This window comes from Lysobacter panacisoli, assembly GCF_009765165.1.
Classification (GTDB): Bacteria; Pseudomonadota; Gammaproteobacteria; order Xanthomonadales; family Xanthomonadaceae; genus Lysobacter_J; species Lysobacter_J panacisoli.
On the sequence record NZ_VLNU01000001.1, the window covers coordinates 1711499 to 1729840 of the forward strand.

Below are 18342 nucleotides of genomic sequence, written 5' to 3' on the forward strand. Positions count from 1 at the left end.
GGACAGATTCGGCAAACTCTGCCTAAGGTGAAAGGACCGGGGGACAGGGGATGTTGCCGTGGGGAGCGACGGATCAGGGAATGATCTGAAGGACGAGCCGTCCCGCATTGGCGACGACGGCGCACTCGAATGCTTCGTCGCGCTGCTCGGATTCCTCGGGCGTCCCGCCGACGTCGACCAGCTGCGTCATCTGCTCGGAAAGCACGGCGAACCCGTCCTCGCCGACGATCTGCTCAAGCTCGCCAAGCGCCTGGACGTGAAGGCGCGCGTCGCGCGAGCGGCTGCCGATCGCTTCGCCGATTACCCCTTGCCCGCCATCGCGTGCCTGCGCGACGGGCGATACACGCTGTTGCTCAAGGCCGACGACGGCCGCGTGCTGCGCTTCGATCCCGGCGGCGAAGCGCCGCGCACGCAGGACGCGAAGGATTTCGCCGACGACTACGCCGGCGACCTGCTGCTGATGACCACGCGCGAACGCGTCGCGGGCGTTTCGCGGGCCTTCGACGTGAGCTGGTTCATCCCGGCGCTGGTGAAGTACCGCCATTTGCTGCGCGACGTGCTGATCGCGTCGTTCTTCCTGCAGTTGCTGGCGCTGGTGACGCCGCTGTTCTTCCAGGTCGTGATCGACAAGGTGCTCGTCCACAAGGGCATCACCACGCTGGAAGTGCTGGCGGTCGGACTGTTCGTCGTGTCGGTGTTCGAAGTCGCGATGGCCGGCCTGCGCACCTACCTGTTCTCGCACACCACCAGTCGCGTCGATGCGGAACTGGGATCGAAACTGTTCTCGCACTTGACCCACCTGCCGCTCGCGTACTTCCAGGCGCGCCGCGTCGGCGATTCGGTCGCGCGCGTGCGCGAGCTGGAAACCATCCGCGAGTTCCTCACCTCCTCCGCGCAGACGGTGGTGCTCGACCTGTTCTTCGCGGTCGTGTTCCTGGTGGTGATGTGGATCTACAGCCCGGCGCTGCTGCTGATCGTGCTGATCACGCTGCCGCTGTACGCCGCGGTGGTGATGCTGGTCGGACCGGTGCTGCGCCGCCGACTCGACGAGAAGTTCGTACGCGGCGCGGAGAACCAGTCCTTCCTCGTCGAAGCCGTCACCGGTGTGGAGACGCTCAAGGCGCTGGCCGTCGAGCCGCAGATGCAGAACCGCTGGGATCGCCAGCTCGCCGGCTACATCCAGTCGAGCTTCCGCGCCAGCATGCTCGCCAACTGGGGTTCGCAGGCGATCCAGTTGATCCACAAGCTGGCCACCGTAGCGCTGCTGTTCTTCGGCGCGCGGTTGGTGATCGACGGCAAGCTCAGCGTCGGCGAGCTGGTGGCCTTCAACATGCTCGCGGGGCAGGTGTCGGGTCCGGTGCTGCGCCTGGCGCAGCTGGCGCAGGACTTCCAGCAGGCGCGCATCGCCGTGGACCGGTTAGGCGACATCCTCAACTCGCCGACCGAGCCGGCCTCCTCGCCTTCACGCGCGAGCCTGCCCGCGGTGGAAGGACGCATCGCGATGGAGCATGTCGGCTTCCGTTACCGCCCAGACGGTCCGGAAGTGCTGGCCGGTCTGTCGCTCGACATCACGCCGGGCGAGATCGTCGGCATCGTCGGCCCATCGGGTTCCGGCAAGTCGACGCTGACCAAGCTCATCCAGCGCCTGCACACGCCCGAACGCGGCCGCGTGCTGGTGGATGGCGTGGACCTGTCGATGGTCGATCCGAGCTGGCTGCGCCGGCAGGTCGGCGTCGTGTTGCAGGAAAGCCTGCTGTTCAACCGCAGCGTGCGCGAGAACATCGCGCTGGCCGATCCGGCGATGCCGATGAGTCGCGTGGTGGAAGTGGCGAAACTCGCCGGCGCCCACGACTTCATCCTCGAACTGCCCGAAGCCTACGACACGCGCATCGACGAGCGCGGCGGCAATCTCTCCGGCGGGCAGCGCCAGCGCATCGCGATCGCGCGCGCGCTGGCGACCGATCCCAGGATCCTGATCTTCGACGAAGCGACTTCCGCCCTCGATGCCGAGAGCGAGGAGATCGTGCAGCACAACCTCAGGCGCATGGCGAACGGACGCACGGTGATCATCATCGCGCACCGGCTCTCCGCCGTGCGCCAGGCCAATCGCATCGTCACGCTCGAACGCGGTCGCATCACCGAAGCCGGCACGCACGAAGAACTGCTGCGCGCCGGCGGACGTTACTCGCTCCTCTACACCAAGCAGATGGGCCTGGCGCCCATCCATTCCCCGATGAGCTAGCGGCCGGCGGCGGCCAAGGAACGCGGCAACATGCTGGAAGGATTCAGACGCCACTGGGAAGTACTGCGCGAAAGCCTGCGGAGCGACCGCGGGACGGACGCGCGCGCGTCGGCGGCACCGGACTTCCTTCCCGCCGCGCTGGAAATCCTGGAAAAACCGCCGAACCCGCTCGGGCGCATCGTGCTGTGGGTGTTGGTGGCGTTCCTCGCCATAGCGTTGTTGTGGGCATCGTTGGGCCGTCTCGACATGGTCGCCGTCGCCGAAGGCAAGGTGATCCCGCGCGGCAACGTGAAGGTGATCCAGCCGGCCGACTACGGCGTCGTGCGCGCGATCTACGTCGTCGAAGGTGAGTCCGTCGCCGCGGGCGCACCGCTGATCGATCTCGATCCGACCGTGAGCCAGGCCGAAGTCGAACAGGCGCGACAGGCGCTGCTGACCGCGCAGATCGACGTGGCGCGCGCGCAGGCACTGGTGAACCACATCGATGGCAAGCCCGGCCGTTTCGTGCCGCCTGCCGGGACACCCGCGGCCACCGCCGCGACCCAGAGCGCCCTGGTGCAGGCGAAGATCCGCGAATACGACTCCGCACTAGCCGGTCTGCGCGAAGAGCGCAGCCAGCGCGATGGCGAGCGCGGCATGATCGACGCCGAAGTCGCCAAGCTCGAGGAACAGCTGCCGCTCGCCAGCGAGCAGCTGGCCAAGATGGAAGAGCTGAGTCGCGACAACTACGTGCCGCGCCTGCAAGTGTCCGAGGTGAAGGAACGCGTGGTGGGCATGCGCCAGGACCTCGCGATCCGGCGCGAGGAACGCGGCAAGGCGAACGCCGCGCAGCTGGCGGCGAACCAGCAGCTGGCGAAGACGCGCAACGAGTTCGCGCGCGAGGCGCTCGATGCGTTGACCGAAGCAGACGCCGCCCGCGCGCTGCGTGCGGAAGAACTCAAGAAGGCGCAGGACAAGGCCGATCACACGCTGCTGCGCGCACCGGTCGCCGGCGTCGTGCAGCAGTTGCAGGTGCACACCATCGGCGGCGTGGTGAAGCCGGCCGATCCGCTGATGGTCGTCGTGCCGAATGGCGGAGAACTCGTGGTCGACGCGATGGTGCTCAATCGAGACGCCGGCTTCGTCCGACGCGGGCAGCCGGTGGAAGTGAAGCTCGAGGCGTATCCGTTCACGCGTTACGGCGTAGTCGACGGCGTGATCGAAACCATCGGCCGCGACGCCATCCAGACCGAGAAGGAAGGCCTGCGCTATCCCGCGCGCGTGAGGCTGACGCAAGCGTGGATCGAGATCGACGGCAAGCGCATCGCGCTCGCGCCGGGCCTGGCCGCCAGCGCCGAGATCAAGACCGGCGACCGCCGCATCATCGAGTACCTGCTCTCGCCGCTGTCGCGGCGGTTGCAGGAAGCGGGGAGGGAGCGGTGAGGCGGAGCGTGACCAACGTGGCCACCCTCGCGGCGCTACTGGCCTTGCACGCATCCGCGCCCGCGGGAATGCCCGGCAGCGCCAGCGCCACGGTAATCGGGCCGCGAGCATTGCCACCCGGGCGCGATTGCACGATGCCCATAGCCGGCAGCCTCGTGAGTGGAGTCCGCACCGCGGCCTACCTGCAGGTATGCAGCCGGGTCGCCGAAGGTCATCCGACCACGCTTGTTGTGGCCGATGTGCCGGACACACGAGTGCGGCGCACCAGCTATCAGTTGAGCGTGCTGCGTCCGCACCTGCTATCCGTGGACGGGAAACACGTGCGCTGGCTGCAGATGGGACCGCCATCCTCGCTCCTGAGCGATCGCATCGAACTGGCCGAGTTCGATCTCGAAACTGGCCGTATCTCCGTGCTCGACGAGGTCCGTCTGCCTTTCAAGGGCAGCGTGGTCGGCATCGCGCGTGGCGACGGCTGCTGGCTGGGCCGTGTCCGCGGTGGGCCTGACGCCACTCGTCGCACCGCGCTGGTGCTGGTTTCGTCCGGAAGGCTCCAGCAGATACCGACGAGCGATGGCGAGCACGCGCTCTTCTGGGATGCGGCGAGCGCGGGATTCGTGCTCGGTCGCGGGCCGGATCAAACGGCGCGCGCAGTCGACAGCGTCGGTCGATCCGTACCTGTCAGCCGTGGTGCGACCACATTGCTCGCGATGCGCAAGCATCTGCTGGATCGCTACTGGAGCTTGCCCGAAGCACGAGCCGTTGCCATCGATCCGCTTGGCGACGATGCGGAACAACCGGCGCGACTCATGCAGGCCGCTGGCGATCCGCGAAATCCCGGCGAGTACGAAGCCCGCGGGACCTTCCCCCGGATTCATGCGGTCGCCGATGACTCGTCAGGAAGCCGCATGGCCGTGGTCACGACACGAAGCGTGGAAGTGATTTCGTCGCAAGGCGAACGACGTTCGTTCGACATCTCCGACGCGACGGGATGGAACACCCAGATCGAATTTCTCAAGGACCGTCCGGTGCTGATCGTGCTGGACGACAGGCGCATGACCGCCATTAACGTGGAGCGTTGACATGGTCGCACGCATTCTTCCGAAGATCCCCAAGCGCGACAAGACCACCATGGACCAGACGTTGGCCGAACTGGCCAACGCGACCAGTCTTGATGCGCACTGGATCCAGCTGACGCTCGCCGAATACACGCAGCTGATCGACCCGAACAACCTTGAGGACTTCGACAGTCTTGGCAAGGTAATGCCGGACGGGTGGGAGATCATCGATTTCGTCAACGACAGCAGCGGCTTCCAGGCGACGGCCATCTATCACGCCGCCAGCAACTCGTTGATCTTCGCGCCGACACCCACCCAGTTCTCGCCGTTCGATGGACGCGACATCATCACCGATCTCGCCGGTGCGATTCCGAACATGCTGGTGCCGGCGCAGCTCGACGACGCGATCGCGTTCATCGATCGCGTGTACGGCAGCCTGCCGTTCAATGCGACCTTCTCCAACGTCTACTTCCCCGGGTTCTCGCTGGGAAGTCCGCTCGCGAACGTGCAGGCCTACTACGCACATGCGAAGGGCTACCTGGGAGATGCCGACGTTTCGCTGATCTCGATGGGTTCGGCATTCTTCGGTTCGGACCTCGAAGCCGCGCTTGCCCGCAATGGCGTGGCATTGACGGCGGCGGACCGGGCCTGGCTGGACGCCAGGAAGGTCCACTATCTGGACCCGAACGATGTCGTGCCGGAGACGCGCTTCATCAACGGGCAGGAAGGAACCATCAACAAGGTCCCGGACTTCTATCTCGAGGACTCTGCTGGCGGTTACCACCTGGTCACCGATCTGGCCGCACACGCGGGCCGCGTCTATATCTGGCGCGTGAGGCAGGCCGAGGAACTCGGCGTCAATCTCGAGAACATGGCGACGATCGCCTACAAGGCGTCCGACGGCAGCGTTCAGCTCAAACTCGTCCCCAAATCCGAAGTCACGCTCGTCCTGCCACCCGGAGGCGTCGCCGACTCGCTGGAGCTCCTGCCCGAGGGCTACCTGCTCGACGGCTCCGTCAGTTTCGACGAGGGCAACTCGCATTACGTGCGCGGCGTGACCATCAACGGCGAGTACGTGGAAGTGGAGAGCGTCGACCTCAACGGCGACGGGATCTACGACCAGACCACGAAGACCTATTCCAATCCGCTGATTGGTCGGCCCGACCGGTCGATCACTCACCGCGAGTACTCCGTTTCCCCGGGTTCGATGGACGACGGCGACTACGTCCAGGTGGGTGAGCTGATCGTCGATGCCAACCACAACGGCGTTCCGGAACACACGCTCACCGTGTCCACGCGTGGCGAGCTGACGGTGACGGTGGAGACCTTCACCGACGAGGCCACGGGCGAGAAGACGGTCGAGAACACCGTCGAATTCTTCGGCCTCGATCTGTCCGTGGTGGGATCGGCCTTCGGCAGCGCGCTGGGCAACGTGCTGTTCGATGACCAGCTCGAGCGGATGCTCGGTTCGACGGTATTGCAGACGCTCGGCGGCACGTTGGCCGACAGCATCGGGTTCCTGCGCATCGGCCAGTCCGGCGTCGACGCGATGCAGAATGCGTTCAAGGGATTCGAGGCCGAACTCGGCACCAACCTCGCCGGGGCCGTCTCGTCGTACCTCGTCGGCGAGATCATCCATGCCGCCGGACTCGAAGGCACCGTGGTCGGCGATCTCGGACAGTCGCTCGCGGCGCAGACCCTGACGCAGATCATCACCAACATCGCCACCGGCGCACCGGTGATGAACGGCGTCACCTTCAGCCTGGTCAACACCTTCACCATCGTCGGCAGCTACGTGGGCGCCAAGCTGGCCTCGAAGCTCGTCGAATTCGATACCGTCGAAGGTCAGATCGGCGCGGCGGTGGGAACCACCATCGGCGCTGCTGCGGGCGCGAAATGGGGCCTTTCGATCGGCAAGATCTGGGGCCCTGTCGGTGCCGCCATCGGCGCGTTCGTGGGTTATATCCTCGGCGGCCTTATCGGCTCGCTGTTCGCGAAGACGCCGCGCTCCGGCGCGGACGTCACCTGGGACAACAACCGCCAGACGTTCGAAGTCGGCAGCATCTGGTCGAAGGGCGGTGCGGGCAAGGATGGCGCGCGTAGCCTTGCGGATGCCGTTGCTTCCAACCTCAACGCGACGCTCGAGCAGGTGGGCGCGCGTCTGGTCAATCCCGCGACGGTCAGGACCGGCAACTACGGCATCAATGGCAAGGACTACGTCTATCGCGTCAACGGGCAGATCCAGTTCAGGACGCGCGAGGTCGCCGACCTCATCAACTACGGAACGTACGTGGCGTTCCAGAGCATGGTCTCGCAGCTTGCCGGTGGCGACATCCATGCCAAGCGCGCCCTGGCGGCGCACGTACGCATCTTCGCCGGTTCGCCGACTTCGTTCTCCACCGAAATGCTGCTCGGCGACTTCGCCGTCGCCGCGGACTACAGCCGCTACCTCGCGGACCCGACCGGCATCAATGCGCTGATTTCAGCCAATCCGGAGTCGGCGTTCGCGGCCGGCTGGGCCGTGACGTTCGCCCGGATCATGGAGCTCGGGCTGAACAAGCGGAACGCGACGGACTGGATCGGCGGGTTCGGTTTGTTCTTCGACGAGCTGCGCGACGGCAAAGTGGATGGACAGGTGTTCCATGCCGGCAACCTTGCGCTGGACTTCGACGGCGGCAACCGTCGGGTATTCCGCGTGCGCGATATCCGCGGCGTCGAGCTGGGTTCGCTGGAAGACTCCGTAGAGGCCGAATCGAAAGACCTGATCAGCGGCACGGCGGGCGATGACGTCATCCAGGTCGTTGGCGACCGACTCGCCAGTACTGCGGGTCTGACGGTGAACGGTGCGGCGGGAGCCGCATCGCCGTTCACCATCGATGTCGCGGCGACGATCGACGGCGGTGCCGGCAACGACCTCATCATGGGCGGCGACCTGGGCAACGACCTGCTCGGTGGCGATGGAAACGACACGCTCGTCGGCGGGCTGCTCGACGACTGGTTGCTGGGACAGGCGGGCGACGACGTGCTGTTCGCGGGTAAGCCGGCGAACACCTCGTTCGCGATCGGCGACCTGGCGCAGGAAGCGGCCGCGGTGTCGGTCGACGGCGGCAACGGCAACTATCTCGACGGTGGTGCCGGCAACGATCGCCTCTACGGTGGCAAGGGTTCCGACTGGCTGCGCGGCGGCGGCGGAAGCGACCGCCTGGTCGGCGGCGCCGGCGGCGACGTGCTGGAAGGCGGTGCGGGCGACGATCGCGGCGCGAATGGAGAAGCCGCGATCTTCGGCGGCGCCGGCTCCGACATCTACCTGTTCCAGAAGGGCGACGGTCGCGACGTCGCGTTCGACGAATCGGATCCGTCCAATGCGTCGGCCTCGGTCGCCGACAGCATGTTCGAACGTATGCGCCAGATCGCGCTCGGCACGATCGCCCGCAACTGGGCTGGACGCGGCGATTACGAGGTGGATGGTTCCGTGCGCGGCGGCGAGGACGCCATCGACTTCGGCGTGGGCATCGGCATGCAGAACATCATGCTCCGCCGCTCCGGTACCGAAGCCAGCCCCGGCAATGATCTCATCATCAGTCTGGTGTCGTACGACGCGAATGGCGTCGGTACGCCGACCGGCGACGAACTGACCATCAAGGACTGGTTCGAGTCGACGCGACGCGTGGAATGGCTGCGCTTCGCCGATGGCGAGCAGGTCCGCATCGGCGACATGACGTCCTACATCATCGGCACCGGTGGTAACGACGTCATCCTCGGCACCTACGGCGCGGACTTCCTCTACGGCGGCGCGGGCAACGACGAAATCCGCGGGCTGGCCGGCAACGACTTCGGCAACGGTGGCGCGGGCGACGATTTCGTCGCGGGCGACGGCGACCAGGACTGGGTGCTCGGCGGATCGGGCAACGACCAGGTGCTGGGCGGAGCGGGCCACGACACCGTGTTCGGCGACGACGGCAACGATCGCGTCTACGGCGGAACCGGCTCCGATCTCGTGGTCGGCGGTCGCGGCAACGACGAAGTGGTCGGCGGCGCGGGCGACGATGTGTTCCGCTACCAGCGCGGCGACGGCAACGACGTCGTGATGGACGACTACGTCGACAACTGGGATCTGGTCTGGCAGAACGGCGTCTACCTCAACGGCTACGCACTGCAGTCCAACGGCACCGTCACCAAGGACGGCGTCGTGTACTTCGACGGAACGCGCTGGCTCAGCCACAACGACTGGAACGACGAAGCGAAGATCCTGCGTCGCCACAAGGGCGCGCTCAACGGCGTGATCGCCGGCAACGCGGGAACCGACACGCTGGAGTTCGGCGTGGGCATCGACATCCAGGATGTGATGCTGCGTCGTAGCGGCAACGATCTGGAAATGACGATCGGCCGCGACAACGAGGTCGGTCGCATCGACCAGGGCTCGGACCGCGTCACCATCAAGGACTGGTACGCGCTCGGCGGTTCGATCGAGAACGTCGTGTTCGCCGCGACCGGCCGCCATTCGCTGGTCGGCATGAACCTCAACGGCGGCGGCGACGGCAACGACGCGATCGTCGGCACCACGGGCAAGGACTGGCTCACCGGCAACGGTGGCGACGATACCGTCGACGGCGGTGCGGGCGACGACATCCTCGCCGGTAACCAGGGCGCCGACACGCTCACCGGTGGCGCGGGCGTGGACGTGCTCTACGGCGGCAGCGGCGACGACACGCTCAATGGCGGCGCGGACGGCGACCTCCTGTTCGGCGGCGACGGCATCGACCTGGCGTCCTATGCCGGCGGCACGGGCGTGACGGCGTACCTCGGCGCAAGCCAGGTCAACACCGGCAACGCCAAGGGCGACACCTACATCGCCATCGAAGGCATCGAAGGCAGTGCCTCCGCCGACCGCCTCGGCGGCGACGGTGGCGAGAACGTGCTGCGCGGCGCGGGTGGCGTGGACGATCTATTCGGCGGCGGCGGCGATGACACGTACGAGTACCGCGTCGGCGACTCGCACGACCGGATCTACGAAGGCGCCTTCACGCTGGAGGAAGTGATCGCGGCGAACGGCACGGTCAGTGGCGCGTACACGGCGAGCTGGGAATACCTGGGCTACGGCGACGTCGGCTCGGGCGACGTGCACCAGTACCGCCTGACGATCACCCACAACGCGACTGGCGAGATCGTGTACCAGAGTATCGACGGCGTCGACTTCCTGTTCGTCGACGAGGTCTACGCGATGCCGCTGCCCTCCACGTGGCCGAGCGCGAACGGACAGTTCCAGCGCTCGACGTGGCGCAACACCGGCAACGGCCAGCAAGTGATGCGCGAGGTCTTCCAGGCCGGCGACGGCGGCGTGGACACGGTGCTGTTCGGTCCGGGCATCAGCCTGTCGAACCTGCGCCTGGGTTTCGGCGCGGATTACCTGCAGGTGGACGTGCGCGCGGCGCAGATCGGTTCGGTCAAGCTGTTCGACCAGTGGAATCCGGATCACGCGGTGGAACTGCTGCAGATGGGCGACGGCCTCGTCGCGGACCTGCGCACGCTGCGCCAGCTTGCGCAGGGTGGAACGGCCGAAGCCGACCTGATGATCGGCACCGCCAACGCCGACTCGATCAACAGCGGCGCGGGCGACGACGTCATCTCCGGCGGCGACGGCAACGACACGCTGATCGCGGGCGATGGCAACGACATCCTCGAAGGCGGCGCGGGCGCGGACGTGCTCGACGGTGGCAGCGACAGCATCACGCTCGGCCAGGCACCGCAGCCCGGCGCACCGTACGGCGACACGATCCGTTACCTCTCGTCCGATGCGGCGCTCACCGTGGACCTCGCCGCCGGCACGATCGGCGGTGGCCACGCCACTGGCGACACGCTGGTGATGAACGGCGGCGTGAGCACCATCGAGAACGTCACCGGCACCGACAACTTCGGCGACACCATCAGTGGTGATGCGCGTGCAAATCGGCTTATCGGTCTCGGAGGCAACGACTGGATCGACGGTCGTGCCGGCGACGACGTGCTGGTCGGCGGGCAGGGCAACGACACGTTGATCGGCGGTGACGGTGCGGACGCGCTGGCCGGCGAGGACGGCGACGACACGCTGCAGGGCGGCGCAGGCAAGGATGTGCTGGCCGGCGGTGCGGGCGTCGACCTGCTTTACGGCGGCGCCGACGACGACCGGATCAGTTCGGACGACGGCGACGACATCGCTTACGGCGGTGACGGCAACGACACGATCGGCGGCCAGGCCGGTGCGGACACGCTGTACGGCGAAGCCGGCGACGATGGCCTCTCCGGTGGCGACGGCAACGACACACTGGACGGCGGTATTGGCAACGACGCGCTCTCCGGCGATGCAGGCAACGACCTGCTGCGCGGCGGCGCGGGCGACGACGCGTACGTGTTCGACGCACGCAGTGGCAGCGATCGCATCGAGGACAACGAGGGTGCCAACCGCGTGCTGATCCAGGCGGTCGACCCCAGCGCAGTGTGGTTGCAGCGCTCGGGCAACGACCTGCTGATCAGCGTGATCGGGGGCGACACCGTCGTTACCGTCGCCGGTTACTACAACGGCACCGGCCGCGTGCGCGAGATCGTCACGCAGGGCGGTTCCCTGTTCCTGGCCCACGCCGAACCGCTGGTGCAGGCGATGGCGCAGGCATCGGCGCAAGTGCCGACGACGATGCCGGCCGCGGTACGAGACCTGCTCGCACAGTACTGGCATGTCGGCAACAAGGCCGCACCGCGCGTCGTGAACGCGACGCTGACCACCGACGAAGACGTGCCGTTGAGCGGCAACGTCGGTGCGATCGACCACGACGACAACATCACCGGCTACACGCTCGTCACCGCGCCCGGCATGGGTGCGATCACGCTCGACGCGCTGACCGGTGCGTGGACGTACACGCCGGCCGCGAACCGTTTCGGCACGGACCGCTTCGTGGTGCGTGTCACCGATGCCGATGGCAACGCCGCCGAGCAGGTGATCGACCTGACCGTGCGCTCGGTCAACGACGCTCCCAGCGACATCTTCGCGCCGGGCGTGCTGGAAGTGGACGAGAGCGCGGCGAACGGGCTGTCGCTCGGCTGGTTCACGCGCGAGGACCACGACGGTCCGACCGACACGCCGACCTACGAGCTGGTGGACGACGGTGGCGGCCGCTTCGCGATCAGCGCCGACGGCCACCTGACCGTGCTCGATGGCGCCGCGCTCGATTTCGAGAGCGAAGCGCAGCATACGGTGCGCGTGCGCGTCACCGACCTGGCCGGCGCGCGGTTCGAGAAGGACTTCGTGGTCACCGTTCGCAACATCAACGAAGCGCCGTTCGCACCGACGCGTCCGCCTTCGACCACGCCGACGGTGGTCGGTGAGCGCAGCGGCAACGGGCAGCTGGTCGCGTCGTTCGTGATGGGCGATCCCGACTTCACCACGCCCACGCTGCAGATCGCCAGCGACCCGCACGGCCTGCTCGAAGTGGACGGCAACGGCGTGCGCATTCGCGCGAATGCGTCGATCGACTTCGAAGCGCTCGTCGCCGGTGGCGCCGCGCTGGTCGATCTCGACGGCGATGGCATCAAGGAAGTACTGCTGAGCGCGACGGTGCGTGCGCATGACGGCGAGTTCGCGTCTGCACAGACGCTCGCCTTCACCTATGCCGTGGAAGACGAGAACGAAGCGCCGACGGACATCGCGTTCACGCCCACGACCACGCAGATCGACGAACGCGACCGGCCGCAGACCGGCGCGGCGTCACCGGCGGTGCTGCTGGGCACGCTCGCCGGCATCGATCCCGACACCACGGCCGGCAGCGATTTCGCGACGTTCGCCTACAGCGTCGCCGACAGCCGCTTCGAGATCGTCAACGGCAACCAGCTGCGCCTGAAGGCCGGCGCCGCACTCGACTTCGAGGCCGGCGCGACGGTGAGCGTCACCGTCACCGCCACGGACCGCGGCGGCGCGGGGCTGAGCGTCAACAAGGTGCTGGTGTTCACCGTCGTCGATCGCGACGACTACCTCTACGGCACCAGCGCCGGCGAAACGCTCACCGGCCAGGCCAACCGCGACATCATCCAGGGCCTGGGCGGTAACGATATCGTCAACGCCGGCACCGGCAACGACGATGTGTACGGCGGCGACGGCGACGATCAGTTGCGCGGCGACGCGGGCGACGATCGCCTGTGGGGCGAGCTGGGCAACGACAACCTGCAGGGCGGCATCGGCGCCGACGAACTTCGTGGCGGCGATGGCGTGGACACGCTGCTCGGTGGCGATGGCAACGACAGTCTCTACGGCGATGGCGGAAACGACTCGCTCGACGGCGGCATCGGCGACGACGTGCTCGAGGGCGGCATCGGCAACGACACGCTGCTGGGTGGCGCGGGCAACGACCAGCTGCTCGGCGGCGATGGCGACGATGTCATCGACGGCGGAACGGGCGGCGACCGCATGGCCGGCGGCGCCGGCGTGGACACGCTGACTTACGCTTCGGCGACCTCGGGCATCGTGTTGAACCTCGCCAGCGGCTCCAACAGCGGCGGCGCGGCGGGCGACATCATCGAGGATGCGTTCGAGCGCGTGATCGGCAGCGCCTTCGCCGACACCATCACCGGCAGCGCCGGCGACGACAATATCGAGGGTGGCGCAGGCAACGACACGCTGTACGGTGGCGCGGGCAACGACACGCTGATCGGCGGCGATGGCAACGACACGATCGACGCGCAGTCCGGCAACGACGTGCTGGTCGGTGGCGCGGGCAACGACATCCTGATCGGCGGCGACGACAGCGACACCTACCTGATCGACCTGGGCTCCGGTTCGGACGAGATCCGCAACTACGACTCCAGCGGCGACGACATCGACGTCATCGGCTACCAGGACATCAGCCGCAACGCGCTGTGGTTCAGTCGCACCGGCAATGACCTGGTGATCGCGGTCGTCGGTACCGGCGTGCAGACCACGATCAAGGACTGGTACGTCACCGCCACCGCGGGCGACCGCGCCAACTACAAGATCGACTTCATCCTCGCCGGCAACCACGTCTCCAGCACGATCAACGCCGAAGGCCTGGTGAACCTGATGGCCGGGTACACGAAGCCGGCGACGCAGGCCGCGTACGACGCGCTGCACGCGGACCTGGCGTTCGAGAACCAGTGGCGCAACCACTGGGATGGCAACGGCCTGCCGTCGATCAGCGTGGTGCCGACGCAGAGCATCAACGAGGACGGTTCGCTGAGCCTGCAGTTCACCGTCGGCGACGACCTGACGCCGGCCAACGGCATCAGCGTCCGCGCCGAAGCGGTCGATCCGAACAACCACGCGACGATCGACCTGTCGAAGGTCAACGCGCCGACGATCACGGCCGGCACCGGCGGCAACCGCACCGTCAACGTCACCGCCAAGCCGAATGCGAGCGGCCAGGTCGCTATCAAGCTGATCGCCACCGACGCCGGTGGCCTCGTGACGGAGCGCGTGTTCCTCCTCGACATCGCGCCGCAGGCGGATGCTCCGACGATCACGCGCGCGCTGCAGGTGGGTACGACGCTCGACGGCGGATCGCTCGCGCTCGACGTGCAGGCGGCGCTGGTCGATGCCGACGGCTCGGAAACGCTGCAGATCCGCATCTCCAACGTGCCGACCGGACTCACCCTCAACAAGGGCACGAACCTGGGCGGCGGCGTGTGGTCGCTGACACCGGCGCAGCTGAGCGGACTGGCACTGGTGGGTCCGGCCACGTGGTCGCAGGACCTCACTGGCGCGGCCGCGCTGACCGTCACGGCCATCTCGACCGAGACGGCGACCGGGCAGACCGCGCAGAGCAGCACGACACTGTCCGTCACCATCAACGCGCGTCCGACCGACATCACCGTCGATCGCACGCTGGCGACGAACGAGTCCACGGCGAGCACGCCGATCGCCAACGGCACCGTGCTCGGCAACTTCGGCCGGGTGGACGCCGACAACGACGGCTTCAGCTTCACGCTCCTCGACAACGCCGGAGGACGCTTCGCCATCTCCACCGCGGGCGTGCTCACCGTCGCCAACGGCAGCCTGCTCGACTACGAGGCGAACACGTCGCACCAGATCGTGGTGCGCGTGACCGACTCGGGTGGACTGACCCGCGACGAGACGTTCGTCATCGCGGTGCAGAACGTCGATGAAGCGCCGGCCACGCCGACGGTCAGCAGCCAGCCAATTACGATTCCGGCGGAGAACGTGGCGCTCGGCGATGCCGTCGTCGCGCAGCTGTCCTCCAGCGGCGGTAACGGCACCTACACGTATGCGATCACCAGCGATCCGCGCGGATGGTTCACCATCGTCGGCAACCAGCTGCGCTTCCGCGCCGGCATGAACTTCAACTTCGAGGACCTCAAGGCCGCGGGCATGACGCTGTCCGACATGGATGGCGACGGGCGCCAGGAAGTCGTGTATTCGGTGGACGTCAAGGCGACGTCCGGTGGTCTCGATTCGCCCGGCGTACGCACGATCACCGTGCGCCTGGAAGACGCCAACGACGTGCCGCACGACATCGCCAACGACCGCACGGTGACGGTGGCGGAAAACTCGGCCAACGGCACGTTCATCGCCAACTTCCTCGGCTACGACCAGGACGTGACCGATGGGCTGAGCTTCACACTGGTGAACAATGCCGGCGGGCGCTTCGTCATCACGCCGGCGGGTGCGCTGTCGGTGGCCAACGGCGCGCTGCTCGATTACGAGTCCGCCAGCGCGCACACCATCACCGTGCGCGTGACGGACACCTACAACGCCACGCGCGATGAAACCTTCACCGTTGCGGTGACCAACGTGAACGAACAGCCGTCCACGCCGTGGATCACCGCGTGGGGTTCGCCGTTCTTCCAGGAAGGCACGCCGGGCGCGCTGCACATCGCTTCGCTGGCGTCGAGCGATCCGGACGGGCCCGCACCCTCGCTGATCGAAGCGTTCGACCCGTGGGACTGGGTGCAGATGTCCGGCAACGCGCTGTACCTGCGCAGCGGCCTCACGTTCGACTTCGACAACCTGGTGCAGCACGGTCAGGACTGGTGGCGCACCATCACCGACGCGAACGGCAACGGCCAGCTCGAAGTCAACTATGCCGTCGCCATCACCGCCAACGACGGCGCGCTGGGTTCGCCAGACCACGCCTGGATCTGGATCAGCGTCGAGGACGTCAACGAAGCGCCGTGGACGTGGGGGCAGAATTTCTGGGTGTCGGAAGCATCGCCCGGCGCCGGTCAGACCCATGTCGGCACCGTGGCATTCGGCGACAACGACTATCAGAACTACAACCGCAGCCACGTCTTCAGCATCACCGGCGGCGACGTCGGGATGTTCTCGATCAACAACGCCGGCCAGATCTTCCTGCAGGGACAGGCCAACTACGAGGCCGCGCAGAACCACGCCATCCTCGTCACCGTCACCGACCGCGGCGGCAGCGGCTACTCGTCCAGCGCATGGATGAACGTCGCGGTCGGCAACGTCAACGAAGCGCCGATCAATCCGGGATGGAACTTCACGGTCGGCGCGATCGCGACGAACGGCACCGTCACCACGCTGCAGGCGAGCGACCCCGATGGAGATCCGTTGACGCTGTGGGTGATGAGCGCCACCCGTGACGGCGCCGACGTCACCAGCAAGTTCTACATCCAGAATGGCCAGCTCAAGGTGAGCTCGGCGATTGCCCAGACGTTCGAGCCCTACTGGTTCATCGTGCAGGTCGGCGCGCGGGATCCGTCGGGACTGGTCACGCAGGCCGGCTTCCGCATCACCGTCGCCAAGAAGCCCGGCAGCGGCAATCCGCCGGTCGTGTTCGACCTCGATGGCGACGGCGTGGAGCTGGTGTCGTTGATGAACTCCGGCATCCGCTTTGACCAGAACCGCGACGGGTTGAAGGACCGCACCGGCTGGATCGGCGCGGACGACGGCGTGCTGGCACTCGATCGCGATGGCAACGGCGCCATCGACAACGGTCAGGAGATCTCGTTCGTGCAGGACCTGCCGGGCGCCGAGTCCGACCTGCAAGGCCTGGCCGCGTACGACAGCAACGGCAACGAGCGCTTCGATGCGGGCGATGCGCGCTTCGGCGAGTTCCGCGTGTGGCGCGATGCCAACCAGGACGGCATCAGCCAGGCCGGTGAGCTGCAGACACTGGCGCAGGCAGGCATTGCCTCGATCGATCTCAACGGCGTGCGCACCGATGCCGACCCGCGTGACCTGACCGACAACGTGCTCTACGCGACGTCCACCTACACGCGTGTCGACGGCAGCTCCGGACGCGTGGGCGATGTGTTCCTCGCCTACGAGGACGCGGCCGCACCGGCGGACGTCGCGATCGAGCCAATCGATGTCGATGACGCGTCCTTCGAGCGCGAAGCTGACGCGCGCATGGGCGCCGGCGGATCGCGCGGAGGCAGGCGCGGTCGTGGCCTGCGCGGCGACGATGGGATGGACGGCGGCACCGGCGACGCCGCGGCCGGCAAGGTCGACCGCAACGCCAAGCGCGAACGTGCGCTGGCCGCTGCCGCTGCTGCGCCGCACGCGGATCCGGCTGCGCCGCCGCCGTTGCGCTCGGGTTCCGCCGCCACGGGCGATGCGATGGCGCCGGTCGATCCGTCGCACTCGCGACTGCGTGCCGGCGAAGCCTCGGCATCCGATGCAGCGGCGCAGAACGACGACGCCTTCGTGCCGGATGGCGGGCAACAGCGTTCGGCCCTGCACGACGGCCTTGCGCTCGCCCAGAAGAAGCGCTTCCAGATGATCGAGGCGATGGCCGTGTTCTCCGCGCAGCCGTATGCGCAGGGACTCAGCACGGCGGCGCGCGATCCGGCTACGATCGAACTGCTCACCTCGCTGCCCGACTACAGGATCTCCCGCTCATGAACGAATCGACGCAAGGACTGCACACGACTTCTGGCGCGCGTCCTGCGGGCGCCCCGCAGACAGTCGCCGAGGCGCTTGGCCAGGTGGTGTGGTTGCTGAGCCAATCGGCGCTGCATCGCGAGTTGAAGCTGAAGGACCTGGAGTGGTCGTTCATGCCGCCGATCATGAACGAGCAGTTCCGCCTGTTCCGCCTCGGCGCGATGCCGGCGCTGGACCAGGTGCCGGCGGAGCAGTTCGGCATGGCCGGCATGACCCGCGAGGGACTGGAGCATCTCCCGCTCGGCGTGGCGATCTGGGCCTACCTGTCCGAAGAGGCCGAGGCGAAGCTGGAGCGCGGGGAACACCTCGCGCTGCAGGATTGGCGTTCGGGCGATCGCCTCTGGCTGGTGGAGTTCGTCACTCCCTTCGCCACACCGCAGAACGGACTGGCGGAAGTGATGATGATGGACCTGCTGGCCGGCCCCTTCGCGGGCAAGACAGTCCACTTGCATCGCACCGATCCGCAGACCGGCCGCCGCGACAAGATCAAGCTGAACGGCGCCGGCGTCGCGCCGGTCGCGCCCACGAACCACTAGCCGAACCGGCATTTCCGTTCGCTTTGCGCCGTTCCGGTATGGAATCCATGCCGGAACCCCCGTGAGTGCCTGCCGTTCGTCTGTGCCGGAAGTTGGCTGACTCTTTGCGGGTTGTGGCCGTTTTACGAATTGTTTACAAGGAGGTACGCCGCAGACAGGGGTGCGGCGGTGACTTGTGCTTGT

Annotated in this window: 5 protein-coding genes; all 5 read left to right on the top strand. The window is 67.1% G+C overall.

From position 1 onward, the window contains the following. Positions 1 to 58: 58 nt before the first annotated feature. Genes FOF45_RS08105 through FOF45_RS08125 form a run of 5 tightly spaced genes read left to right on the top strand, consistent with a single transcriptional unit; the run spans position 59 to position 18159 of the window. On the top strand, positions 59 to 2242 hold the full coding sequence (locus FOF45_RS08105; protein ID WP_233264096.1) for a type I secretion system permease/ATPase: 2184 nt from the start codon (positions 59 to 61) through the stop codon (positions 2240 to 2242). Positions 2243 to 2272: 30 nt separating this feature from the next. Then, a complete protein-coding gene (locus FOF45_RS08110; RefSeq protein WP_158983771.1) occupies positions 2273 to 3664 on the top strand; it encodes an HlyD family type I secretion periplasmic adaptor subunit in 1392 nt (463 codons plus the stop codon). Between the two features lie 8 nt (positions 3665 to 3672). Beyond that, a complete protein-coding gene (locus FOF45_RS08115; RefSeq protein WP_158983773.1) occupies positions 3673 to 4743 on the top strand; it encodes a hypothetical protein in 1071 nt (356 codons plus the stop codon). A 1-nt stretch (position 4744) separates the two neighbouring features. Beyond that, positions 4745 to 17584 (top strand): Ig-like domain-containing protein, encoded by a 12840-nt coding sequence (locus FOF45_RS08120; protein WP_158983775.1) that lies wholly within the window; start codon positions 4745 to 4747, stop codon positions 17582 to 17584. After that, positions 17581 to 18159 carry a toxin-activating lysine-acyltransferase gene (locus tag FOF45_RS08125; RefSeq protein WP_158983777.1) on the top strand — a complete coding sequence of 193 codons (579 nt, stop codon included), beginning with the start codon at positions 17581 to 17583 and terminating at the stop codon, positions 18157 to 18159. Before FOF45_RS08120 ends, FOF45_RS08125 begins: the two co-directional genes overlap by 4 nt. Positions 18160 to 18342 lie beyond the last annotated feature (183 nt).

Excerpts from the sequence above, each read along its gene's own strand:
- FOF45_RS08110 (WP_158983771.1), top strand. The coding sequence starts at position 2,273 with ATGCTGGAAGGATTCAGACGCCACTGGGAAGTACTGCGCGAAAGCCTG.
- FOF45_RS08120 (WP_158983775.1), top strand. The coding sequence starts at position 4,745 with ATGGTCGCACGCATTCTTCCGAAGATCCCCAAGCGCGACAAGACCACC.
- FOF45_RS08125 (WP_158983777.1), top strand. The coding sequence starts at position 17,581 with ATGAACGAATCGACGCAAGGACTGCACACGACTTCTGGCGCGCGTCCT.